Consider the following 20,920-nt stretch of genomic DNA (forward strand, 5'->3'; position numbering starts at 1 on the left):
CCATGGATGAGCAGGACAACCGTGTCACGCTGACCGTCAACAATCTGGAATACGGCGGCTGGAAAAGCGTGGAAATCAGCGCTGACCTGGAGCGCCAGTTCCGCACCTTCAAACTGGATATCACCTGGCAATGGCCGGGCCAGACCACCGATCAGCGCATCAAGCCGGGTGACCCGTGCGAGGTGCGGATCGGCAAGGATCTGGTGCTCACCGGCTACGTGTTCAAGGCGCCGATCCGTTATGACGGGCGGCAGATCAGCCTGACCGTCGAGGGCAGTTCGAAGACCCAGGACCTGGTCGATTGCGCTGCCACCAATCGCCCTGGGCAATGGCAGGAGCAGCCGCTGCTGACCATCGTCCAGGCACTGGCGATGGAATATTCGCAAATGGTGGTCAACGAAATTCCCGAAACCGCACGGCTGACCAAACACACGATCGTGCCGGGGGAAACGGTGTTCCAGTCGATTGATCGGCTGCTGTCGTTGCTGCGGGTGTTTTCCACCGATGACGCTGAGGGCCGGCTGGTGCTGGCCAAACCGGGCAGCGGTGGTCGCGCCAGTGATGCGCTGGAGCTGGGCAAGAATATTTTGTCGGCCAACGCACCGATGGATTACAGCCAGGTGTTTTCCGAATACCGGGTGATCGGCCAGCAGAAGGGCACGGACAAGCAGAGCGGGGCGGCGGCCAGCGAGGTCGAGTCGGTGTCTGCCGACCTGACCTTCAAGCGTCGGCGCACCACGGTGATCAACGAAGGCACGCAACTGACCTTCGAGCTGGCGCAACAACGTGCCCAATGGGAAAGCGCGACCCGCATGGGCCGGGCGCTGACCACCACCTATCAGGTGCAGGGCTGGCGCCAGTCCAACGGTGATCTGTGGCGCCACAACACGCTGGTGAAGGTCAAGGATCCGGTCCTCGGTTTCGATGAGGACATGCTGATTTCCAAGGTGACGTACTCGCTGTCGGCGCAAGGCTCGGTCACCACCCTGCAAGTCGCGCCGACGCACACCTTCGACGCCAGTCCCGCGCCTGCGAAGAAAACCTGAGCCCGGCTTCAGCGGCACACCCTTCACCCTGTGGACATGGGCTTGCCCGCGCCCACAGGATTCCGACCTCTGAGGACACCCCATGAGCCTACTGACACGCCTTCTGGCGCGCGGCACTGTCGTGCTCGCCAGTTCGGCATCCAAGCTGCAATCGCTGCAAATGCGCCTCACCGCCGGCGAAGTGAACGATGACATGGAGCACTTCGAACCCTACGGTTTCACCAGTCATCCGCTGGCCGGCGCCGAGGGCGTCGTCACGTTTCTCGGCGGTGACCGCTCCCATGCCATCGCCTTGGTGGTCGCCGACCGCCGCTACCGTTTGCAGTCGCTGGCGGCTGGCGAGGTGGCGATCTACACCGACGAGGGCGACAAGATTCACTTCAAGCGCGGACGGATCATCGACATCGAAACCGCCACGCTGAACATCCGCGCCAGCACCGCCGTCAACTTCGACACGCCGGTGATCAACCAGACCGGAAAGATTGTCTCCAAGGGCGATCAGGTCGCGGGCGCCATCAGCCAGATCAAGCATGTGCATGGCGGCGTTCAGGGCGGCAGCGGACAGACCGCCGCGCCAGTGGGAGGTGCCTGATGTTTATCAGCCAGAACCTCCACGCCGCGCTGACCCGCGCGGTGCTGATCAGCCTGTTCACCTGGCGCCGCGCCGCCGATGACGATGCCCTCGACGACGAGGAGCGCTACGGCTGGTGGGGCGACACGTTCCCCACCGTGGCCGACGACCGCATCGGCTCGCGACTGTGGCTGCTACGTCGGGTCAAGCTGACGCGCCAGACCCAGATGGACGCCGAGTTCTATGCCCGCGAAGCCCTGCAATGGCTGATCGACGACGGCCATTGCAGCGCCATCGACATCATCAGCGAACGCCTCGACGCCCAGCGCCTGAACCTGCGTACGGTCCTGACCCTGGCCGACGGCGAACGCCTGGACATCAATCCCGATAACAGTTGGCAGGTGATCTATGCCGTTTGAAACCCCTTCGCTGCCGGTGCTGATCAAGCGCACCCAAAGCGACCTGGCCGGCGATTCGCTGCGCCAGTCCGATGCGCAAGTCCTGGCCCGCACCCTCGGCGGCGCCGCTTATGGTCTGTACGGCTACCTCGACTGGATTGCCGAGCAGATCCTGCCCGACACCGCCGACGAGTCGACCCTGGAGCGGATCGCCGCCCTGCGTCTGAACCAGCCGCGCAAACCGGCGCAAGTCGCCACCGGCAGCGTCAGCTACAGCGCGACCGCCGGTGCGGTGCTGGATGTCGACACCCTGCTGCAATCCAACGATGGCCGCACTTACAAAGTCACCGCCGCGCGCACGAGCGTGAACGGCGTCAACAGCACCAGCATCGCCGCGCTTGAGGCCGGCAGCCTGGGCAACGCCGATGCGGGCCTGACGCTGACGCCGGTGCAGCCGATCACCGGGATCGTCGGCAACAGCTTCGTGGTACTGGCGCCGGGGCTTAGCGGTGGCGTAGCCCGGGAAAGCCTTGAATCGCTGCGCTCGCGGGTGATCCGTTCCTACCGCGTCATCCCCCATGGCGGTTCGGCCAGCGACTACGAGACCTGGGCACTGGAAGTGCCGGGCGTGACCCGTGCCTGGTGCCGTGGCGGCTTCCTCGGGCCAGGCACGGTCGGCGTGTACATCATGCGCGACGACGATCCGCAACCGGTGCCCAACGCCGATCAACTGGCCGAGGTCCAGGCCTACATCGATCCGTTGCGCCCGGTGACCGCCGAAGTGCACGTGCAAGCGCCGGTGCAGGTGCCGGTGGTCTATCAACTGAAACTGACCCCGGACACCACCGCCGTGCGCGCCGCCGTCGAAGCGCAGTTGCGTGACTTGCACAACCGCGAAGCCGACCTCGGCGAGAAGCTGTTGATCAGCCACATCCGCGAAGCGATCAGCAGCACCAGCGGCGAGAGCGACCATGTGCTGACGGCGCCGGTGGCCGATGTCAGCGCAGCGGCCAATCAACTGCTGACCTTTGGAGGTTGCGTATGGGGGTGATACGAACCGCCGCGCAATACCAGGCGCAATTGCGCGCACTGCTGCCCAGCGGCCCGGCATGGGACCCGGAGCGGGTGCCGGAACTCGAGGAAGTGCTGCAAGGCGTCGCCGTCGAACTGGCCCGTCTCGACGCCCGCGCTGCTGACCTGCTGAACGAGATGGACCCGACCGGCGTCAGCGAGCTGGTGCCGGACTGGGAGCGGGTGATGAACCTGCCTGACCCGTGCCTGGGCGCCACGCCGCTGTTCGACGACCGCCGCCTCGCGGTGCGTCGGCGTCTGCTGGCGGTCGGCAGCCAGGCCATCGGCTACTACCTCGACATCGCCAAGAGCCAGGGCTACCCCAACGCGACCATCACCGAGTACGAAGCCCCGCGCATGGGCCGCGCGCGATTCGGCGCGGCGCACTTCGGCACCTGGGAAGCGCAGTTCATGTGGACGCTCAACACCGGCGGCCGCCTGCTGCTCGGTCGACGCTACGGCGCCAGCTATTGGGGCGAGCGTTTCGGCGTCAACCCGGGCTCGGCGCTGGAATGCCTGATCCACCGCAGCGCACCGGCGCACACCAAGGTGCACATCAACTATGACTAGGGAGGAATGACGGGATGGATTATCCAAAAAGTGTACCCAGCGCCGGTCTGGTGAACGGGAAGTTTGTCGATGAGAACCCCTTGACCGGGACCCCGGGATCGCTGATTCCGGCGGACTGGGGCAACGGTGTCACACAGGAGATTCTCAGTGTCATCAAGGCTGCGGATCTCACCCCGGACGAGAAGAAATACGATCAGTTGTTGCAGGCGATTCAATCGGTGACGGCCAAGGGCTGGAACCAGGATCTGGCCTTGCCACTGACGGCGCTGTCGCTGCCCACGGTGGCAACGGCTGACGGGCGTCTGCCGATCACACCGGCAGGCGTTTCCACCAGTGGCGGGCGGGTGTCGGTGCCGGCAGGCGTGTATGTCAGCATCGGCCAGGAAGTGCTGGCCGGGCAGTTGGGGCGCTCGCGTACGTTCCAGACGAGTGCCTGGAGCAGTGCCGACCTGCTGCCCAGCTCCGCGTACTTTTTGCGGGCGCAGGTGATCGGTGGCGTGCTGACGTTTTACATGCAGCGCGGCACGATTTACGACGTTGCGCCCGAGTCGCTGAAGGGCACCGCCAACGGCGCATCCGGCGGTGGATTCCAGTCTTCGGTGCTGGACATGTGCCTGGCCTGGGTCGTGACCGGGGCGCCGGGTTCGGTGCCGGTCGTGCGTTCGATCTATAACCGCGCACGTCTGGTCTGGACGCAAACCGTCAATGGCACTGGCGCGGTGTTTCTGCCGCTGGATCCCCATGCGCGTGCCGCGCGCCTGGTGGCGGGTAACCCGACGCCGTCACCGACGGCTGTGACCAGTGTCGCGTTTCCATCGACCGGTTGGGTGGGGGGCAACTACAGCTTGATGAACCCGATTTCGACCGGGATCGGGAGCCATGCCGCCGGCTGGAATCCGGCAACGCCGTACCCATGCACCATCTTCACTAACAACATCGTCAACGACGTCACGGTCTCCACGTTGATGGCCAGTTTTGATCACACCCAATTGCGTTCGCTCTGGCAGTCCTACCAGGCCGAGCACAATCTGGCGCAGACCGTTGCCGACAGCGATGAGCTGTTGCTCAGCATGGGGATCAAGAGCCATCCGGTGACGGACTACAGCGTCGGTATTGCGATCAACTTTGCGGACGCCGTGAACGTCCAGCTGACATGGGAGCTGATTCGATGATCGTCATTCAGGAACTCCATCAGATCGATGGTGAGCTGCGCCTTCCACAACCCTCGGCCGCCCATGACTGGGACGGCGAGCAGTGGTTTGTGAACGAAGACAAAGTCGTCTTGCTGCAACAGCAGGAAGCCGAAAGCCTTTGCGCCCAAGTCGACGTGGCCGCTGACAGCGCCCGCAACGCGTTGGCCGGCGATCCGCTCAAGGCCATGGAATACGCCCAGGCCGCCGCTGACGCCCAGGCCTATCAGGACGCCGGTTATCCGAAGAAAGAGGTGCCGCTGTCGGTGGCTGCGTGGGTCGCCAAGGGCCGCACGGCCAAACAGGCGGCTGAGCAGATTCTCGCCAAAGCCGAACAGCTCACCGACCACCTGCTGACCTTGCGCACCCTGCGCCTGAAGACCAAGACGCAGATCCGCGCTCAGGCCGCCAAGGGCAATATGGATCTGGCGCGCATCGCAGGCGATGAAGCACTGGCTGCCATTCGCGACCTGCTAGGCAGTCAAGGCGCCTAGTCGCGTCCCCTTCGTTCTGCCTCACCCAAGCCCACTTCGACGTGGGCTTTTTTATTTTCAGAAACAGACCGTGAGCGGCGTTGCCAAGGCGACAGCGGGGCGCGGTGCATTTGTTATTTCAGAGGAACGAAAGACTTATGGACTATCCAAAAAGCGTCCCCAGCGTCGGCCTGGTCGATGGCCGCTTTGTCGATGAGAACCCGGTGGCGGGCACGCCCGGTTCGTTGATTCCGGCGGTGTGGGGCAACAGCGTGACTCAGGAAATCCTGAGTGTGATCACGGCAGGTGGATTGGTGGCGGCGGAAGCGGACACCAGCCAGTTGCTCAAGGCAATTCAGTCGATCGTCGGGACATCCAGCCCGATGCGTTCGGTGGTCACCCGGCTTGCGGCTTCAAAAACACTGATCGATCAAGAGCTGGGTCTGGTACTGATCGATGGCGGCCCCGCTCCCGCGACCATCACTCTGCCGGCAGCGAACCCTGCGCTGGGCGTGCGCGACGTGATTGTGCGTCGTGTGGACAACAGCGGTAATCGTCTGGTGGTGCAAGCGTCCGGTACAGACCGGATTCGCTTTCACACACATCTTTCCGCCAGCGGTTATGCGTTTCTGGTGCTGATGGGGGCTGGCGACTGGTGGCATCTGCGCAGCGATGGTGCGGGCAGTTGGTGGCCGTTGGGCCGCTTTGACAGCACTGCGCTGGGGCGTCCGGTTTTCGAGACGACCACGACGCTCAATCCCGGTGGTTATGGTGCCCTCAACGGCACGCTGTTCAACCGTGCGCAATGGCCGTGGTTGTGGGATTTTGCCCAGGCGTCCGGGGCACTGACCACCGAAGCGGGGCGGGCGGGAAGGGAAGGTGGCTGGACCAGCGGTGACGGTGCGTCGACCTTTCGCATACCGGAGGTGCGCGGCGAATTTCTGCGGGTACTCGATGAGTCCAGAGGCCTAGATACCGGACGCGCCTCGGGCAGTTTTCAGGGGCATTCCCTGCAAAGCCATAACCATTTTCTGCCAACGGGGACCGGGTCGACGTTCCGCCCCGCACCCTGCATCCCGGACACGTCATTCGCATTCACCGACGTCAACTACATGCCTACCAACACGACGGTTGCGACGACGTATCCCAACCCGGCATTCGACTCCGATACCTACATCGGCACCATCGGCAATTTCTCGGGCGAGACCCGTCCGCGAAACATCGCTTATCCCGGCCGCATCAAACTGATCTGAGGTGTACATGTTCAATTACCTGATAGACGACAGCGGTGCGTTGTCCGGGCCTGTCGAGTTTCCACTGGTGCCGGGTATCGGTGTGCAACTGCCGAGCAACGCTGTAACGCTGGGCGTCGAGCTTTCTCCTGCGGCCGAGGGGGTCGCCTGGGCCTATGTCGGCGGCGCCCTGCAACAGCAACCCGACCTGCGCGGTGACGTGTACCGCACCGACACCGGCACTCGGCAAACCTGGACAGCATTGGGCGGGTTGCCGGACGGCTTTACCCGCGAGCCATGGCCGGGTGGTTTTCATGTCTGGTCCGATGGCGCCTGGCAGCTTGATGAGCAGGCCCGGTTGGCGGATTCGAAAAGGCTTGTGTTCGTTCGACGCGATGCCTTGTTGCGCGATGCCGTCCTGCGCATCGCCCCGCTGCAATACGCCGAAGACATCGGTGATGCCAGCCACGACGAGCAACTGCAATTGCTCGACTGGAAGCTCTACAGCGTGGAATTGAACCGTATCGAAAAACAGAGCGGTTTCCCCGAGGAAATCACCTGGCCGGCAGTGCCCGGTGCAGCGGTAGACGTCTGATATGTTCCGGAGAACGATGTAATGGACTATCCAAAAAACATCCCCGGCGTCGGCCTGGTCAACGGCGGGTTTGTCGATGAAAACCCTGTGGCCGGAACGCCGGGTTCGTTGATCCCCGCTGCGTGGGGCAACAGCGTTACCCAAGAAATTCTCAACACCATCAAGGCCGCCGGGCTGACGCCTGATGAAGCGAAAACCGACCAGTTGGCGACGGCCATCGGTGCCCTGGTCGACTTCACCAAACTGAAAAATACCCCGACCACGTTGAGCGGTTATGGCATCAGCGATGCCACGGGGCGACTATTGGCGGTCAAGCAGTTCGACACGGTCGGGATCACGGTTTACCGGCCCGATCCCAGGGCCAAACGGATCCGTGTGCGGTTGGTCGGGGCTGGCGGTTCGGGGGGCGGTAGCGGCCCGGTTCCGGCCAACTCGGTAGCCATTGGCGGTGGCGGTGGATCGGGCGCCTATGCCGAAAGCCTGTATGACGTCACGCCGGAAATACTCGCCGGCGTGCCTATTTCTCTGGGTGCCGGCGGTGCTGCGCGCAGCGCAATCGGGCAGGCCGGCGGTGGTGCATCTTTTGGTGCCTACATGAGCGCTGCGGGCGGCATGGGGGGGCAGATCCTGACTGTCGCCGTGACGGCAACGGCGTCCGGGTTTGTTCAGGGCGGAACCGGAGGCCAGGTGGTCACGGGCGGCAATCTGATCAATGCGCGCGGCGTGTCCGGAGGTTTTGCGATGTTCAACAACAATTGGGGAGTGCTCTCCGGTGGTGGTGCTGCGAGCCCATTCGACGGAGGCGGTCCCTTCAACGGTGTGAACGGAAATGGCTGGGCGGGCGTTCGAGGTTCGGGCAGCAGCGGCACCTGCTCCAACAGTACGTCCGCTACGGTCGTGAGTGGCATTGGCGGCAACGCCTTCTGTGAAATCTGGGAGTACGCGTAATGGCCCGATATGCACGAATCGAAAACGGTGTAGCGGTCGAGCTGATCGATACCGGTGATTTCGACATTGCCCAGCTGTATGCCCCGTCGTTTGTCGAAGCCATGGTGCTGGTGCCCGAGGGTATTGAGGTCGAAATCGGCTCTTCCTTGGGTGACCTCCAGCGCCGCGCTGAACCTGCGCCCGTGCTGGAGACCCCAGTGTTGACCCAGGCGACATCGATCATGAATGACGAGCCGGCGTGCACCTGGCGCGAGTCCCGGCTGTCAGGCACTCAATGGCTGATGACCCGCCATCGCGACGAGCAGGAGTTGGGTCGCGTCCCGACGCTCTCTGCGGGGCAATATCTGGCACTGCTCGAGTACCGACAGGCCCTGCGCGACTGGCCGGCGGCGGATGGTTTCCCGGCCGCTGCAACCCGGCCTTCAGCGCCGCTGTGGTTGGCCCTGGAAGGCTGACGCGAATTTTTACAAGGAGATGATCGATGGACTATCCCAAAAGTGTGCCCGGCGTCGGGTTGGTGAATGGCCGCTTCGTGGATGAAGATCCGCTTGCCGGTACCCCGGGTTCGTTGATCCCGGCAACCTGGGGCAACGGCGTCACCCAGGAAATTCTCGGCGTTGTACAGGCTGCTGGAATAGCACCGGACGAGGCGAACACACACCAGTTGCTCGACGCGTTGCGCAGTCCGGCGTTGTTCGCCACGGCGGCGCAATTCGATGTCAGCCGATCCGCCGCGACGTCCGAATTTGTGCAGCGGGCGCTTGGCAATTACGCCAGTGCGCGAAGCATTTCCGCTGCAACGCAATTGACCTTGGCGGATGTGGGCTGCTCGATCGGTTTGGGCGGAAATGCCGCTTACACCGTGACGCTGCCGGACACCGCTTCGGTGCCCAGCGGCGCCACTATCAGCCTGCATTGCCGAAACAGCGCAGCGGTCACGGTAGCCAGCAAAACCGGTACGCAGATCAGCCCACAAGGGGCGTATCTGAGTTCGATCGTGATGAACAACGGTGAAAGCGCGACCTTCGTGCGCGAGTCCGGTGTCTGGGTCGTTTATGGCACGGCAGCGCTGAAGTATTCGGCTTTTTTCGCGGCGCAGTTTTCCCCGTCGGGTTATCAGAAGTTTCCCGGCGGGTTGATCCTGCAGTGGGTGACGGGGGGATCCGATGCGAACGGCAACATGACCGTGTCGTTGCCGATGACGTTTCCCAATGCTGTGCTGGGCGGTGTCGCCAACGAAGGCTATCCGGCAGGTTGGGGCTCCTCCAACGTGACCGTCTGGGCGTTTGACGCGGCGAATTCCACTACAACGACAGCCGCCGCCCGGGTTCGAAATGTCATCGCTTCGAGCGTAAAAGCCGAGCCGGGAATTTCAGGCCGCATATTGGTTTGGGGACGATAACCATGGCTATTTATTTTTACGCACAGACACGCGGTTTTGACCTGGTCGACAGCCCCTATCCGGAGTTGCCCGAGGGTGCCGTGGAAATCACCCGCGCCCAATACACCGAACTCTTTGCCGGACAGGCCACCGGCAAGATCATCAGCGCCAGTGCCAGTGGGCAACCGCTGCTGATCGATCCGCTCATCTCCCCGGAAATCCTGGCCGCCCGCGAGCGCTCATGGCGCAACAACGTCCTGCAAGTCACGCAATGGCTGGTGCTGCGCGACGCCGAGGAACTGGAGATGGGCGAGGGTACGACGCTGCGCGCCGAAGAGTTCAAACAGCTGCTCGCCTATCGCCAGGCACTGCGCGAATGGCCGAATGATCCGGAATTTCCGCAGGTGCGCTCGCGCCCCGTCGAGCCGGACTGGCTTGAAGATTTGTTACAGGCCAACGGCTGAGGCGTCGGCCTTGTCATGAGGAATTGAAGTGGACTATCCAAAAAGCGTTCCCGGCATCGGGCTGGTGAACGGCAAGTTTGTAAACGAAGACGCGGTTGCAGGATTGCCGGGATCGCTGATCCCGGCGACTTGGGGCAATGGCGTGACCGATGAGCTGTTGAATGTGGTCAAGGCCGCAGGGCTCGAGCCGAGCGAGAGTGACGCCACACAATTGCTGCTGGCGGTGAAGAAGATCAGTCAGGCGGGCGAGGACAAGCACGCGGCGGATATCGGCGCGGCCAATCTGTACATGGCCAACTATGCACCTGCCATTACTGCGCTCAAGGATGGTCTGGTGCTGCGCTTCACCGCCGGCAATGCCAATACCGGAGCGAGTACGTTCGCGCCGAATGGATTGTTGCCCAAGCCGCTCTTGAGCCAGGCGCTCAGTGCATTGCGGCCTGCCGAAATCGTTGCGGGTAGCCTGTGTTCGGTGGTGTACAGCGCGGCTCGGGATAGCTGGCTGCTGGTGTACGCCAGTGGTGGCAACTCTGTGAGTGGACGCTTGCTGGGGGTCAGGACATTTACTGCCAGCGGGGTTTATACGCCCACGGTGGGGATGAGGAATGTACTGGTCAAAGTGGTGGGTGGCGGTGGTGGTAGTACGGGTATTGCTGCGACGAACTCAACTCAGATCTCGGTCGCGGGAGGAGGTGCTTCCGGTGGCTACGCCGAGGCTTGGTTATCGTTCGAAACGGTAAATACCAGTCAGGTCATTACTGTAGGAGCAGGTGGGGCAGGTGGATCGACCAATACGAGTGGGGGACCGGGTGGGACCAGTTCGCTCGGTACGCTGGTTTCCGCGACCGGAGGGGGCGGCTCCCCTTACAACGATCCACTGACGTTGCCCGGCTTCGGTCTGTATGTCGGAGGTTTTCCCAGCGGCAAACCGTCAGGGGGAAATATCGTCAATACTGCCGGAGCCGCAGGCAGCCCAGGTATATGCCTCACCGGTTCGATACTCGCCGGTCACGGTGCCAACACTGCGTTGGGTAACGGTGGATTTGGCAGTAGTGTCGCATTGAGTCTGGCAGCGCCGGGAAGCGGTTACGGAGCGGGCGCGGGTGGCATTGCAAACTCATTCAGTCAGCCTGCAAGACCCGGGGGCGCAGGAGCGCCAGGCATTGTGATCATCTACGAGTACGCCTGATGAAAACCTACGCACGCATCGTCGAAAACACCGTGGTCGAGCTGTTTTCCACCGAAGGCAATATCAGCGAAATGTTTCACCCGGATCTGCTCTGGGTCGACATCACTGATGTCATTCCAGCGCCACAAATCGACTGGACGGCGAACTTCGGCACCCTCGGCTGGGTGTATTCGTCCCCTGAGTCTCAGGTGCAGGACGGCACCCTGAAAACTCTGGCAAAAAAGTGGCTGGCGGGGTTTTCCGGCCAGTCATGATTCAATCGGAGCATCCAGGGAGGACCAAAAAATATGCAATTAACTGAACAGGATCTTTTGAACATCCTGCCCAACGCCCGCTCCCAAGCGGGCGTTTTTGTTTCCGCGCTAAACACCGCCATGGCCGGCCATCACATCGACACGCCCAAGCGTGTCGCGGCGTTTCTCGCGCAGGTCGGGCATGAGTCGGGGCAACTGCAATACGTGCGCGAACTGGGCAACAACCAATACCTGAGCAAATACGACACGGGCACGCTGGCGCTGCGTCTGGGCAACACCCCTGAAGCCGATGGCGACGGGCAGAAGTACCGTGGTCGTGGGTTGATCCAGATTACCGGGCGCAACAACTATCGCCAGTGCAGCCTCGGGCTGTTTGGCGACGAGCGTCTGCTGGCGTTGCCGGAACTGCTCGAGCAACCGCAGTGGGCGGCCGAGTCCGCCGCGTGGTTCTGGGCGCAAAACGGCTTGAACGAACTGGCCGACCGTGATCAGTTCAACAGCCTCACCCGGCGTATCAACGGCGGGTTGAACGGTTTGCAGGATCGCCTGGACATCTGGGCGCGGGCGAGGGCGGTGCTATGCCAATCCCCTGGCGTCTGATCGGCAGCCTGTTGCTTGCCGTGGTGGCTGCTGCCCTGGCGTGGCAGTTTCAGGACTGGCGCTACGGCCGGCAATTGGCCGAGCAGGCCCGGTTGCACGCCGAAACCCTCAACCAACTGACCCTGACGGCTGCTAGCGCGCAACAGGCCGAGCAGGACAAGCGTCTGGCCCTGGAGCAACGGCTCGCGGCCAGTGAACAGACCCATTACCGAGCCATGAGCGATGCCCAACGTGATCAGGATCGCCTGCGCGATCGTCTTGCCACTGCTGATCTGCGCCTGTCAGTCCTCGTCGATGCCGGCGACGTTGCCAAAGGCTGCAACCTGCCCGCCGCCTCCGGCCCCGGCGGCGTGGATCATGCAGCCGTACGCGCCCGACTTGACCCGGCGCATGCTCGACGAATTGTCGCCATCACCGACACCGGCGACCGTGGATTGATTGCCCTGCAGGCCTGCCAGGCCTATATCAGAGCGCTGGCGCCCGCACATTTTGAATGACTCTGTGTCTTGAAAGCGCAATCGGCTCGTGTACGGTGGTACTCATTCCACTCGATCCGGAGAGCGTCGTGAAAGAGATCACCCAACTGGCTGCCGAACTTGGCCGACGTCTGCAATTGCTCAACGCCCATGTCACCACGGCCGAGTCCTGTACCGGCGGCGGGATTGCCGAGGCGATCACGCGGATCCCGGGGAGCTCGGCGTGGTTCGAGGCCGGTTATGTGACGTACTCCAACCGGCAGAAAACCCGCCAACTGAATGTCCCGGCGCCGCTGTTCGACAGCGTCGGCGCGGTCAGTCGCGAGGTGGTCGAAGCCATGGTGCGCGGTGCGCAGCAAGAAAGCCTGGCGCGCTTTGCCGTGGCGGTCAGCGGCGTGGCCGGCCCGGACGGCGGTTCACCGAGCAAGCCGGTGGGTACGGTGTGGCTGGCCTGGGGCGTGGGTGATGCGGTTTCCAGCGAGCTGCAGCACTTTGCCGGTGACCGCGACGAAGTCCGCCGACAAACGGTCAAGGCCGCGCTAGAGGGGCTGCTGCGACTAGCGGCACGAGAAATCGAAAATCAGGGGTAGGCGATCCTCGAGCGCTGTGGTGTAATACTGTCTACTTATACAGGTGTTGGCCGTCAGGCCTTATTGATTACGTGAGGACTTTAATGGACGACAACAAGAAGAAAGCCTTGGCTGCGGCCCTGGGTCAGATCGAACGTCAATTCGGCAAGGGTGCCGTAATGCGTATGGGCGATCAGGACCGTCAGGCGATCCCATCCATCTCTACTGGCTCTCTGGGTCTGGACATCGCGCTCGGCATTGGCGGTCTGCCAAAAGGCCGTATTGTTGAAATCTACGGTCCTGAATCTTCCGGTAAAACCACACTGACGCTGTCGGTGATCGCCCAGGCGCAAAAAGCCGGCGCGACCTGCGCATTCGTCGACGCCGAACACGCCCTTGACCCTGAATACGCCGGCAAGCTGGGCGTCAACGTCGACGACCTGCTGGTTTCCCAGCCGGACACCGGCGAACAGGCCCTGGAAATCACCGACATGCTGGTGCGCTCCAACGCGGTAGACGTCATCATCGTCGACTCCGTGGCCGCCCTGGTGCCGAAGGCTGAAATCGAAGGCGAAATGGGTGACATGCACGTAGGCCTGCAGGCCCGTCTGATGTCCCAGGCGCTGCGTAAAATCACCGGTAACATCAAGAACGCCAACTGCCTGGTGATCTTCATCAACCAGATCCGGATGAAGATCGGCGTGATGTTCGGCAGCCCGGAAACCACCACCGGTGGTAACGCGCTGAAGTTCTACGCTTCGGTCCGTCTCGACATCCGCCGTACCGGCGCGGTGAAGGAAGGCGACGAAGTGGTCGGTAGCGAAACCCGCGTCAAGGTTGTGAAGAACAAGGTGGCTTCGCCGTTCCGTCAGGCCGAGTTCCAGATTCTTTACGGCAAGGGCATCTACCTCAATGGCGAGATGATCGATCTGGGCGTGCTGCACGGCTTCGTCGAGAAGTCCGGCGCCTGGTATGCCTATGAAGGTGCCAAGATCGGTCAAGGCAAGGCCAACTCGGCCAAGTTCCTGGCGGACAATCCGGAAGTCGCTGCACGACTCGAGAAACAGTTGCGTGACAAGCTGCTGTCGACAGCAGCGGTCGCTGACGCCAAGGCTTCTGCGGTCAAAGAGACCGAAGACGACCTGGCTGATGCTGATATCTGATTGCACCGATGACGACCGCCGTACTCGATACCCTCGTCGCGGTGCGGCGAACCGCAATGGACCTGCTCGCACGCCGCGAGCATGGTCGAGTCGAGCTGACGCGTAAACTGCGTCAGCGTGGTGCTTCATCCGAGATGATCGAAACCGCCCTCGACCGTTTGACGGAAGAGGGGCTGCTTTCCGAAGCCCGCTACCTCGAAAGTTTTGTTTCCTACCGCGCTCGTTCCGGCTACGGCCCTCTGCGGATACGCGAAGAGCTGAGCCAGCGAGGTTTGCAGCGCACCGATATCGAACTCGCCTTGCGTGAGAGTGGTATCCGTTGGCAGGAACAGCTTGAAGAGACCTGGCGACGCAAGTTCTCCGGACATCTGCCCGTCGACGCCAAGGAGCGAGCCAAACAAGGCCGATTTCTGGCGTACAGGGGGTTTTCGATGGAGATGATCAACCGCTTGTTCAGCGGTCGAGGGATGGATGATTAAGCTTCGCTAATAAAAGAAACGGCCCGCTATTTCGATAGCGGGCCGTTTTTTTTTGCCCTCACGTTACCTTCGATGACTCGTGGTTGCGTTGTGCGGTCTGTGGTTTTGAATGCGCCCAGTTTTCCGGCAAGTTGATGTAGTCCACCAATTCCCGCAGACGTCCGTGATTGCGGCCGTTGAACGCGAAAGCCAGGCGCACCAGATGGCTGAACTGGGCCTCATCGTGTTCTTCGCCGCTGTAGGCGTGTTGGTGGAACCGGTCGCTCAGGCACAGATCGGCAAAGGCTTCCTGCAGGTGATCGAGTGCCTGATCGCTGAGCTTGTGGTTCATGCGGATCACGAACTCACGCTTGAGCCAGCGACTGGAGTGGAAGTTGCCGTAGAACTGATTGATCTCCTGCACCGCTTCTTCAGTGCTGTAGACCAGACGCACCAGTTTCAGGTCGGTTGGCAGGATGTAGCGGTTTTCCTCCAGTTGCTGGCGAATGAAGTCCAGCGCGCCTTGCCAGAATGTGCCGCCGGGTGCGTCCAGCAACACCACCGGCACCAGCGGGCTTTTACCGGTCTGGATCAGGGTCAGCACTTCCAGGGCTTCGTCGAGGGTGCCGAAACCGCCCGGGCACAGTACCAGTGCGTCGGCTTCCTTGACGAAGAACAGTTTGCGGGTGAAGAAAAAGTGGAACGGCAGCAGGTTGCCGGTGCCATCCACCGTAGGATTGGCGTGCTGCTCGAAGGGCAGGGTGATGTTGAAGCCCAGACTGTGATCGCGACCGGCGCCCTCATGGGCCGCCGCCATGATTCCGCCGCCGGCCCCGGTGATCACCATCATGTCCGAGCCGGCGAGTTCGCTGCCAAGCTGCCTGGCCATTGCATACAGCGGATGTTCGACCGGCGTGCGTGCCGAGCCGAATACCGTGACCTTGCGTCGGCCGCGGAAGCGCTCAAGGGTACGAAACGCCTGTTCCAGTTCGCGCAGCGCTTGCAGGGTGATCTTGGCGTTCCAGCGGTTGTGGTCTTCCTGGGCCATGCGCAGCACGGTCAGGATCATGTCGCGATAGATCGGAATGTTCGGGCTGTTGGGGGAAACCAGGTTGAGTTGTTCTTCGACCTTGTTGATGAGGTCGTGGCCGCTTTCCTGAAAATGACGGCTGAGCAGGTCATTCGGTTGGTAAGGCATGCAACTGTCTCCTTCTGCACAGAACTCTTTGGCCCTGTCGGGCGGCTTCAGTGCCGCGCTGCAAAAATACATTCGCCGGCAGCTCCTTTACTGCCGTGAAAAAGTGATCGGGAATACTTTGAATCTAGACCCTCGGCGGATTATCCGCTGATTAAATCTTTGTGCCCCAAAGTCATTCCAAGTAACCGTTTGTGTCATTTTTGCAACGCGGCGTTGCCGCTCGTCTGAAGCTGCACCGGCCGGCGGGGCGTCTGATTTACTAATTTACAGGCGCTGTAAGACAACCTTGCGTCACTGACGGGACGCAGGACGCACGCTTTTCAAGGAATTGTGGGTGCAAGGAGGCGGGATACATGACCAGAGTGACTCTGGAGATCGATACGCAACTGTATCGATTACTGAAAGCATCGGCCGAAACCAACCATGTCAGTTTCGAGGAAGAGTGCTGCCGCCGTCTGGCGGGAGGAGAGCGGCGCTCGCGTTACTTGCAGGCCTTGTTGGCCGAACTGCGCGCCGAGGATGAACAGCGGCGCGCCAATTCGCGATGATTACTTCTTTTTCGCCGGGGCGGCTTTCGGGCAATCCGAGTCCTGATAGCTCGCCGAGCCGATCGCCTTGTTGGTTTTCACTTCGCTGAAGTCATAACGCATGATCGCGCCCTTGGCCATCAGCTTGCGGTACGACGGGTTGTTGCAGACCGAGGCGCCCAGCTGGAAATACACGGCCTTGGGGTTGGAACGCATCTGCTCGGCGTGACTGGCTTGCACGCTCAGGTGGTTGATCAGCGTAGTGCCTTCGACGGTATAACCCTGATCGAGAATGTCTTCGCTGATCGCCCGTGGCGTGCCGACGTTGCTTTGTTCTGCGACATTGCGCAGCTCGCGGTTCAGGTTTTGCTCTTTCAGGGAGGCAGCCTGAGCGCAGAAGGACGACGCCAGCAGAATGGCAGCGGTGGGAACGATAAGGCGCAGCATGAAACTCTCCTGGTTCAGTGACTGGTGGTTCGACCAGCCACGGGGCTGTGCGTTCAGTGGCGGCGAATTATAGGGGAGCCGGTCGGGAGGGTACAGGCTTGTGCCCGTCGCTCTGGTAAACTGCCGGCCTTTATTGCCCTGCCGAGTGTTGTTCGTGTCGAGTTTTCCTGTCTGCCGGCCATGCCTGCGATGAGCCATGCCCCCAACGCCGTAGCCCGCCTGCGCGATCAGCGCGAGGACGAGGGTATCAAGCCGATTCAGGCCCGGGGTTTTCGCTCCGAGCGTTGCCGGGATTGTCGGGTGATCATCAGCCATTGCCTGTGCGCCTGGCGTCCGACGGTCGAAACCCGCAGCGGTGTCTGCCTGATCATGACTGGCAAGGAAGTGTTCAAACCCAGCAACACCGGTTGGCTGATCGCCGACGTGGTTCGCGATAATCACGCGTTCATCTGGTCGCGTACGGAAATCGACGAACAGTTGCTGGCGCTGCTCAACGATCCGCAATGGCAGCCGTATCTGGTGTTCCCCGGTGAATATGTCGAGCCGTCGCGGGTTACCAACACGGTGGATCTGGATAACGGCAAGCGGCCGTTGTTCATTCTGCTGGATGCGACCTGGACCGAAGCGCGCAAGATGTTTCGCAAAAGTCCGTACTTCGACCGGTTGCCGATCCTCAGCCTGTTGCCCGACAGACTGTCGCGTTATCGCCTGCGCCGTTCGACCCGCAGCGAGCACTTGTGCACCGCCGAAGTGGCGGCGTTGTGCCTGGAGCTGGCGGGCGATACCGCTGCCGCCTCGGCGCTCGACGCCTATTTCGACGTGTTCAGCCAGCATTATCTGGGCGCCAAGCAGCAATTGGACGTGAACCTGGCGACCCCGGCCCACGCCGAGTTGCTGCCTTTTATAGGTAACACGCAGGCGATACAGGCCGGATAGTGGCCCATACTGCTAAAGCAGGGGCCTTGTTGCTTGACCACCCCGGCTTCGCTGGGCATGCTTGGCGCCGATTGGGGTGCGGCCAAGGTTTGATACGCCGCGATTCGCTTGTGATTGGCGTTGAACGCGCCCCTGTGGACACCGCTGCCCGGCGGTGTCTCGAGTTGCCTTGGCACGGCCCGAATGCGCGGGCCAGCCATCAAAAACAGGATCATTTGAAAAATGGCCACATACGACATCCTGATTGCCGATGATCACCCTCTTTTTCGTAGCGCACTGCACCAGGCGGTGACGCTGGGCCTCGGCCCGCAGGTGCGTCTGGTGGAGGTGGCGAGCATTGCCGAACTGGAAGCGCGCCTGACGGAAAAGGCCGATTGGGATCTGGTGCTGCTGGACCTGAACATGCCGGGCGCCTACGGATTTTCCGGGCTGGTGCTGCTGCGCGGGCAATACCCGCAGATTCCGGTGGTGATGGTGTCGGCCCAGGAAGAAGCTTCGGTGATGGTCAAGTCCAGGGAGTTCGGGGCCAGTGGCTTCATTCCCAAGTCCAGCGACTTGAGCGTGATTCAGCAAGCGGTGCGCAAAGTGCTGGATGGCGACGTGTTCTGGCCGCCCCAGGCGTTCGAAGCGGTCAGCGTTTCCGAGGAAGCCAAGGCCGCCAGCGATGGCCTCGCCAGCCTGACGCCGCAACAGTTCCGCGTGTTGACCATGGTGTGCGAAGGACTGCTGAACAAGCAGATCGCTTATGAGCTGAACGTCTCCGAGGCGACCATCAAGGCCCACGTCACGGCGATTTTCCGCAAGCTGAATGTGCGCACCCGTACCCAGGCGGCTTTGTTGCTGCAACAACTTGAGTCAATTCCGAGCCAATAACGGCTGGCATCTTCACGCTTTTTTGACTTTCGTTGATCTAGCTTTCCCACTTCTTTTTGGTTGGTTATCTACTTTATGTCACCTTTCAAGGGCCAGACGGGCCTGAAACGCATCCTCAACGCTTCCGGTTATTCGCTGGACGGCCTGCGTGCGGCCTTCACCGGCGAAGCGGCGTTCCGTCAACTGGTGCTGCTCAATGTGGTGCTGATTCCGCTGACGTTCTTTCTGAATGTCAGCCGCGTTGAACAGGCGGTGCTGATCGCCGTGTGCCTGCTGGCACTGATTGTCGAGTTGCTGAACTCGGCGGTAGAAGCGGCCATCGACCGCATTTCCCTCGAACTGCACCCGCTGTCCAAGAACGCCAAGGACATGGGCAGCGCCGCGCAATTCGTGGCGTTGAGCATGATTGCCCTGGTGTGGGCAGTGATTCTGCTTTAAGCGATACTCGGCAACACGATCTCGTCGCTGCGCTGCACCCCGGCGGTGAAGGCGCGGCACAGATCGAGGAATTCGCGCATGGCCGAGGTCTGGTATTTCTGTTTGTGCCAGATGAAATAGAACTGCCGCGCCAGGTCCAGATCCGGCGTTTCCACCGGCACCAGGCTGCCACGCCGGAAAGCGTCGCGCAGCGCCAGGCGCGAGATGCAGCCAATCCCCAAACCTGATTCCACCGCGCGTTTGATCGCTTCGGTGTGTTCCAGCTCCAGGCGGATATTCAGTGCGCTGCGATGGTGACGCATGGCCTGATCGAAGGTCAGGCGCGTGCCGGAGCCCTGTTCGCGCAGAATCCACGCTTCGTGAGTCAATTCCTCCATGGTCGCGCTGCCGCGCTTGGCCAATGGATGTTGCGGGGCGCAAAACACCACCAGCTCATCCTCGACCCAACTCTGCACTTCGATGTCCGGGTGGCTGCAATCGCCTTCGATTAGACCCAGATCAATTTCATAGTGGGCGACTTGTTGCACGATATTGGCAGTGTTCTGCACATGCAGTTTCACCTGGCTTTCCGGGTGGCGTTGCATGAACCCACCGATCAACAGGGTCGCCAGGTAATTGCCGATGGTCAGGGTTGCGCCCACCGACAGCGAGCCGAAACCGGACTTGCCGTTGAGCAGGTCTTCGATTTCCTTGGCCTGATCGAGCATCGCCACCGCCTGCGGCAGCAATTGCTTGCCCAGGGCGTTGAGGCTCAGGCGTTTGCCGGCGCGATCGAACAGCTGGCAGCTGGACTGGCGCTCCAGTTCGGTGATGGAAGTGCTCGCCGCCGATTGCGACAGGTTGAGCAGCCCCGCAGCACGGGAGACGCTTTCCTGCTGGGCGACGGCGACAAAGACTTGCAGTTGACGGAGAGTAAATCGCATATCGATATAACCGATAACCCTTATCTTAATAATCCAGTTAACAGATATTGTCGGCGCTATTAGAATGCGATGCAATTGCGCACCGTCGGCGCTCTCCCTACGAGCAGTGCAAGCGCAGACCCAATATCCAGGAGTCCCACGTACATGAGCAACATGAACCACGAGCGTGTCCTCAGTGTTCACCACTGGAACGACACTCTGTTCAGCTTCAAGTGCACCCGCGATCCGGGCCTGCGCTTCGAGAACGGTCAGTTCGTGATGATCGGCCTGCAACAGCCCAACGGCCGCCCGCTTATGCGCGCTTACTCGATCGCCAGCCCGAACTGGGAAGAGCATCTCGAGTTCTTCAGCATCAAAGTACAAGATGGCCCGCTGACTTCCCAGTTGCAGCACCTGAAGGAAGGCGACGAGATCATCATCTCCAAGAAGCCTACCGGCACCCTGGTGCTGGACGACCTGAACCCGGGCAAGCATCTGTACCTGCTGAGCACCGGCACCGGTCTGGCGCCATTCATGAGCGTGATCCAGGACCCGGAAACCTACGAGCGCTTCGAAAAAGTGATCCTGGTCCACGGTGTTCGTTACGTCAACGAAGTCGCCTACCGCGAGTTCATCACCGAGCACCTGCCGCAGAACGAGTTCTTCGGCGAAGCGCTGCGTGACAAGCTGATCTACTACCCGACCGTGACCCGCGAACCGTTCGAGAATCAGGGTCGTCTGACCGACCTGATGCGCAGCGGCAAACTGTTCAGCGACATCGGCCTGCCACCGATCAACCCGCAGGACGACCGCGCGATGATCTGCGGCAGCCCGAGCATGCTCGACGAAACCAGCGAAGTGCTCGACAGCTTCGGCCTGAAGATCTCGGCGCGCATGCGCGAGCCGGGTGACTACCTGATCGAGCGTGCGTTCGTCGAGAAGTAAGCAGCG

General features: G+C 61.5%; 28 protein-coding genes. 25 read left to right on the top strand and 3 right to left on the bottom strand.

Annotated elements, in window-relative coordinates; all coding sequences use genetic code 11:
• Positions 1 to 2 precede the first annotated feature (2 nt).
• The 20 genes from N8H74_RS14780 (at position 3) to recX (ending at position 14,669) form a co-directional block, all read left to right on the top strand.
• On the top strand, positions 3 to 1,046 hold the full coding sequence (locus tag N8H74_RS14780; RefSeq protein WP_262148412.1) for a phage baseplate assembly protein: 1,044 nt from the start codon (positions 3 to 5) through the stop codon (positions 1,044 to 1,046).
• Between the two features lie 82 nt (positions 1,047 to 1,128).
• Positions 1,129 to 1,638, top strand: a complete 510-nt coding sequence (locus N8H74_RS14785) for a phage baseplate assembly protein V (RefSeq protein WP_262148414.1) — start codon at positions 1,129 to 1,131, stop codon at positions 1,636 to 1,638.
• Positions 1,638 to 2,036 carry a phage GP46 family protein gene (locus N8H74_RS14790; RefSeq protein ID WP_150594499.1) on the top strand — a complete coding sequence of 133 codons (399 nt, stop codon included), beginning with the start codon at positions 1,638 to 1,640 and terminating at the stop codon, positions 2,034 to 2,036. Before N8H74_RS14785 ends, N8H74_RS14790 begins: the two co-directional genes overlap by 1 nt.
• Positions 2,026 to 3,066: a baseplate J/gp47 family protein gene (locus N8H74_RS14795; RefSeq protein WP_262148418.1), complete on the top strand. Its 1,041-nt coding sequence runs from the start codon at positions 2,026 to 2,028 to the stop codon at positions 3,064 to 3,066. The genes N8H74_RS14790 and N8H74_RS14795 overlap by 11 nt, the downstream gene beginning before the upstream one ends.
• Positions 3,057 to 3,656 carry a putative phage tail protein gene (locus N8H74_RS14800; RefSeq protein WP_217832590.1) on the top strand — a complete coding sequence of 200 codons (600 nt, stop codon included), beginning with the start codon at positions 3,057 to 3,059 and terminating at the stop codon, positions 3,654 to 3,656. The genes N8H74_RS14795 and N8H74_RS14800 overlap by 10 nt, the downstream gene beginning before the upstream one ends.
• Before the next feature lie 14 nt (positions 3,657 to 3,670).
• Positions 3,671 to 4,828, top strand: a complete 1,158-nt coding sequence (locus N8H74_RS14805; RefSeq protein ID WP_262148420.1) for a phage tail protein — start codon at positions 3,671 to 3,673, stop codon at positions 4,826 to 4,828.
• Positions 4,825 to 5,340 (top strand): phage tail protein, encoded by a 516-nt coding sequence (locus N8H74_RS14810; RefSeq protein ID WP_262148422.1) that lies wholly within the window; start codon positions 4,825 to 4,827, stop codon positions 5,338 to 5,340. Before N8H74_RS14805 ends, N8H74_RS14810 begins: the two co-directional genes overlap by 4 nt.
• A 137-nt stretch (positions 5,341 to 5,477) precedes the next feature.
• Positions 5,478 to 6,572 (top strand): phage tail protein, encoded by a 1,095-nt coding sequence (locus N8H74_RS14815; protein WP_262148424.1) that lies wholly within the window; start codon positions 5,478 to 5,480, stop codon positions 6,570 to 6,572.
• Positions 6,573 to 6,579: 7 nt separating this feature from the next.
• Positions 6,580 to 7,146, top strand: a complete 567-nt coding sequence (locus tag N8H74_RS14820; RefSeq protein WP_262148426.1) for a tail fiber assembly protein — start codon at positions 6,580 to 6,582, stop codon at positions 7,144 to 7,146.
• Between the two features lie 21 nt (positions 7,147 to 7,167).
• The gene (locus N8H74_RS14825; protein ID WP_262148428.1) at positions 7,168 to 8,094 is read left to right on the top strand and encodes a hypothetical protein; all 927 of its coding nucleotides are present in this window, start codon (positions 7,168 to 7,170) and stop codon (positions 8,092 to 8,094) included.
• Positions 8,094 to 8,549 carry a phage tail assembly chaperone gene (locus N8H74_RS14830; protein ID WP_262148430.1) on the top strand — a complete coding sequence of 152 codons (456 nt, stop codon included), beginning with the start codon at positions 8,094 to 8,096 and terminating at the stop codon, positions 8,547 to 8,549. The genes N8H74_RS14825 and N8H74_RS14830 overlap by 1 nt, the downstream gene beginning before the upstream one ends.
• Before the next feature lie 26 nt (positions 8,550 to 8,575).
• Positions 8,576 to 9,496 carry a phage tail protein gene (locus N8H74_RS14835; RefSeq protein ID WP_262148431.1) on the top strand — a complete coding sequence of 307 codons (921 nt, stop codon included), beginning with the start codon at positions 8,576 to 8,578 and terminating at the stop codon, positions 9,494 to 9,496.
• Positions 9,497 to 9,498: 2 nt separating this feature from the next.
• Positions 9,499 to 9,939 carry a phage tail assembly chaperone gene (locus N8H74_RS14840; RefSeq protein ID WP_262148432.1) on the top strand — a complete coding sequence of 147 codons (441 nt, stop codon included), beginning with the start codon at positions 9,499 to 9,501 and terminating at the stop codon, positions 9,937 to 9,939.
• 28 nt (positions 9,940 to 9,967) lie between these two features.
• Positions 9,968 to 11,128 (top strand): hypothetical protein, encoded by a 1,161-nt coding sequence (locus tag N8H74_RS14845; protein WP_217832581.1) that lies wholly within the window; start codon positions 9,968 to 9,970, stop codon positions 11,126 to 11,128.
• The gene (locus tag N8H74_RS14850; protein ID WP_262148434.1) at positions 11,128 to 11,382 is read left to right on the top strand and encodes a hypothetical protein; all 255 of its coding nucleotides are present in this window, start codon (positions 11,128 to 11,130) and stop codon (positions 11,380 to 11,382) included. Before N8H74_RS14845 ends, N8H74_RS14850 begins: the two co-directional genes overlap by 1 nt.
• 33 nt (positions 11,383 to 11,415) lie before the next feature.
• Entirely contained in the window at positions 11,416 to 11,982 is a 567-nt protein-coding gene (locus N8H74_RS14855) for a glycoside hydrolase family 19 protein (protein WP_262148436.1), read from the top strand.
• On the top strand, positions 11,961 to 12,479 hold the full coding sequence (locus tag N8H74_RS14860) for a lysis protein (protein ID WP_262148438.1): 519 nt from the start codon (positions 11,961 to 11,963) through the stop codon (positions 12,477 to 12,479). Before N8H74_RS14855 ends, N8H74_RS14860 begins: the two co-directional genes overlap by 22 nt.
• Before the next feature lie 68 nt (positions 12,480 to 12,547).
• The gene (locus N8H74_RS14865; protein ID WP_217832577.1) at positions 12,548 to 13,048 is read left to right on the top strand and encodes a CinA family protein; all 501 of its coding nucleotides are present in this window, start codon (positions 12,548 to 12,550) and stop codon (positions 13,046 to 13,048) included.
• Between the two features lie 83 nt (positions 13,049 to 13,131).
• Positions 13,132 to 14,190 (top strand): recombinase RecA, encoded by a 1,059-nt coding sequence (gene recA / locus N8H74_RS14870; RefSeq protein WP_217832576.1) that lies wholly within the window; start codon positions 13,132 to 13,134, stop codon positions 14,188 to 14,190.
• 8 nt (positions 14,191 to 14,198) lie between these two features.
• The gene (gene recX / locus N8H74_RS14875; protein ID WP_262148441.1) at positions 14,199 to 14,669 is read left to right on the top strand and encodes a recombination regulator RecX; all 471 of its coding nucleotides are present in this window, start codon (positions 14,199 to 14,201) and stop codon (positions 14,667 to 14,669) included.
• A 58-nt stretch (positions 14,670 to 14,727) separates the two neighbouring features.
• On the opposite strand, the gene N8H74_RS14880 is transcribed toward recX, so the two are convergent.
• The gene (locus N8H74_RS14880) at positions 14,728 to 15,846 is read right to left on the bottom strand and encodes an LOG family protein (protein WP_262148444.1); all 1,119 of its coding nucleotides are present in this window, start codon (positions 15,844 to 15,846) and stop codon (positions 14,728 to 14,730) included.
• Between the two features lie 353 nt (positions 15,847 to 16,199).
• Here N8H74_RS14880 and N8H74_RS14885 point away from each other — a divergent pair, with 353 nt between their 5' ends.
• Entirely contained in the window at positions 16,200 to 16,394 is a 195-nt protein-coding gene (locus tag N8H74_RS14885; RefSeq protein ID WP_217832573.1) for a hypothetical protein, read from the top strand.
• Here N8H74_RS14885 and N8H74_RS14890 read toward each other — a convergent pair whose 3' ends face one another.
• Positions 16,395 to 16,820: a PA3611 family quorum-sensing-regulated virulence factor gene (locus N8H74_RS14890; protein WP_217832572.1), complete on the bottom strand. Its 426-nt coding sequence runs from the start codon at positions 16,818 to 16,820 to the stop codon at positions 16,395 to 16,397.
• Positions 16,821 to 17,009: 189 nt separating this feature from the next.
• Here N8H74_RS14890 and N8H74_RS14895 point away from each other — a divergent pair, with 189 nt between their 5' ends.
• From N8H74_RS14895 to N8H74_RS14905, 3 genes are all read left to right on the top strand, one after another.
• A complete protein-coding gene (locus N8H74_RS14895) occupies positions 17,010 to 17,756 on the top strand; it encodes a tRNA-uridine aminocarboxypropyltransferase (protein WP_217832571.1) in 747 nt (248 codons plus the stop codon).
• A 222-nt stretch (positions 17,757 to 17,978) separates the two neighbouring features.
• Entirely contained in the window at positions 17,979 to 18,629 is a 651-nt protein-coding gene (gene erdR, locus N8H74_RS14900) for a response regulator transcription factor ErdR (protein ID WP_217832570.1), read from the top strand.
• Positions 18,630 to 18,704: 75 nt separating this feature from the next.
• Positions 18,705 to 19,067: a diacylglycerol kinase gene (locus tag N8H74_RS14905; RefSeq protein WP_042607041.1), complete on the top strand. Its 363-nt coding sequence runs from the start codon at positions 18,705 to 18,707 to the stop codon at positions 19,065 to 19,067.
• Here N8H74_RS14905 and N8H74_RS14910 read toward each other — a convergent pair.
• Complete coding sequence (locus tag N8H74_RS14910) at positions 19,064 to 19,990, bottom strand: LysR family transcriptional regulator (RefSeq protein WP_007954941.1); 927 nt, start codon at positions 19,988 to 19,990, stop codon at positions 19,064 to 19,066. The two genes, N8H74_RS14905 and N8H74_RS14910, sit on opposite strands and share 4 nt — an antisense overlap.
• A 144-nt stretch (positions 19,991 to 20,134) precedes the next feature.
• Here N8H74_RS14910 and fpr point away from each other — a divergent pair, with 144 nt between their 5' ends.
• A complete protein-coding gene (gene fpr / locus N8H74_RS14915; RefSeq protein ID WP_007908723.1) occupies positions 20,135 to 20,914 on the top strand; it encodes a ferredoxin-NADP reductase in 780 nt (259 codons plus the stop codon).
• Positions 20,915 to 20,920 lie beyond the last annotated feature (6 nt).

This window comes from Pseudomonas sp. B2M1-30 (assembly GCF_025447575.1).
GTDB lineage: Bacteria > Pseudomonadota > Gammaproteobacteria > Pseudomonadales > Pseudomonadaceae > Aquipseudomonas > Aquipseudomonas botevensis.

Excerpts from the sequence above, each read along its gene's own strand:
- N8H74_RS14780 (WP_262148412.1), top strand. The coding sequence starts at position 3 with ATGGATGAGCAGGACAACCGTGTCACGCTGACCGTCAACAATCTGGAA.
- N8H74_RS14785 (WP_262148414.1), top strand. The coding sequence starts at position 1,129 with ATGAGCCTACTGACACGCCTTCTGGCGCGCGGCACTGTCGTGCTCGCC.
- N8H74_RS14790 (WP_150594499.1), top strand. The coding sequence starts at position 1,638 with ATGTTTATCAGCCAGAACCTCCACGCCGCGCTGACCCGCGCGGTGCTG.
- N8H74_RS14795 (WP_262148418.1), top strand. The coding sequence starts at position 2,026 with ATGCCGTTTGAAACCCCTTCGCTGCCGGTGCTGATCAAGCGCACCCAA.
- N8H74_RS14800 (WP_217832590.1), top strand. The coding sequence starts at position 3,057 with ATGGGGGTGATACGAACCGCCGCGCAATACCAGGCGCAATTGCGCGCA.
- N8H74_RS14805 (WP_262148420.1), top strand. The coding sequence starts at position 3,671 with ATGGATTATCCAAAAAGTGTACCCAGCGCCGGTCTGGTGAACGGGAAG.
- N8H74_RS14810 (WP_262148422.1), top strand. The coding sequence starts at position 4,825 with ATGATCGTCATTCAGGAACTCCATCAGATCGATGGTGAGCTGCGCCTT.
- N8H74_RS14815 (WP_262148424.1), top strand. The coding sequence starts at position 5,478 with ATGGACTATCCAAAAAGCGTCCCCAGCGTCGGCCTGGTCGATGGCCGC.
- N8H74_RS14820 (WP_262148426.1), top strand. The coding sequence starts at position 6,580 with ATGTTCAATTACCTGATAGACGACAGCGGTGCGTTGTCCGGGCCTGTC.
- N8H74_RS14825 (WP_262148428.1), top strand. The coding sequence starts at position 7,168 with ATGGACTATCCAAAAAACATCCCCGGCGTCGGCCTGGTCAACGGCGGG.
- N8H74_RS14830 (WP_262148430.1), top strand. The coding sequence starts at position 8,094 with ATGGCCCGATATGCACGAATCGAAAACGGTGTAGCGGTCGAGCTGATC.
- N8H74_RS14835 (WP_262148431.1), top strand. The coding sequence starts at position 8,576 with ATGGACTATCCCAAAAGTGTGCCCGGCGTCGGGTTGGTGAATGGCCGC.
- N8H74_RS14840 (WP_262148432.1), top strand. The coding sequence starts at position 9,499 with ATGGCTATTTATTTTTACGCACAGACACGCGGTTTTGACCTGGTCGAC.
- N8H74_RS14850 (WP_262148434.1), top strand. The coding sequence starts at position 11,128 with ATGAAAACCTACGCACGCATCGTCGAAAACACCGTGGTCGAGCTGTTT.
- N8H74_RS14855 (WP_262148436.1), top strand. The coding sequence starts at position 11,416 with ATGCAATTAACTGAACAGGATCTTTTGAACATCCTGCCCAACGCCCGC.
- N8H74_RS14860 (WP_262148438.1), top strand. The coding sequence starts at position 11,961 with ATGCCAATCCCCTGGCGTCTGATCGGCAGCCTGTTGCTTGCCGTGGTG.
- recA (WP_217832576.1), top strand. The coding sequence starts at position 13,132 with ATGGACGACAACAAGAAGAAAGCCTTGGCTGCGGCCCTGGGTCAGATC.
- recX (WP_262148441.1), top strand. The coding sequence starts at position 14,199 with ATGACGACCGCCGTACTCGATACCCTCGTCGCGGTGCGGCGAACCGCA.
- N8H74_RS14880 (WP_262148444.1), bottom strand. The coding sequence starts at position 15,846 with ATGCCTTACCAACCGAATGACCTGCTCAGCCGTCATTTTCAGGAAAGC.
- N8H74_RS14885 (WP_217832573.1), top strand. The coding sequence starts at position 16,200 with ATGACCAGAGTGACTCTGGAGATCGATACGCAACTGTATCGATTACTG.
- N8H74_RS14890 (WP_217832572.1), bottom strand. The coding sequence starts at position 16,820 with ATGCTGCGCCTTATCGTTCCCACCGCTGCCATTCTGCTGGCGTCGTCC.
- N8H74_RS14895 (WP_217832571.1), top strand. The coding sequence starts at position 17,010 with ATGAGCCATGCCCCCAACGCCGTAGCCCGCCTGCGCGATCAGCGCGAG.
- erdR (WP_217832570.1), top strand. The coding sequence starts at position 17,979 with ATGGCCACATACGACATCCTGATTGCCGATGATCACCCTCTTTTTCGT.
- N8H74_RS14905 (WP_042607041.1), top strand. The coding sequence starts at position 18,705 with ATGTCACCTTTCAAGGGCCAGACGGGCCTGAAACGCATCCTCAACGCT.
- N8H74_RS14910 (WP_007954941.1), bottom strand. The coding sequence starts at position 19,990 with ATGCGATTTACTCTCCGTCAACTGCAAGTCTTTGTCGCCGTCGCCCAG.
- fpr (WP_007908723.1), top strand. The coding sequence starts at position 20,135 with ATGAGCAACATGAACCACGAGCGTGTCCTCAGTGTTCACCACTGGAAC.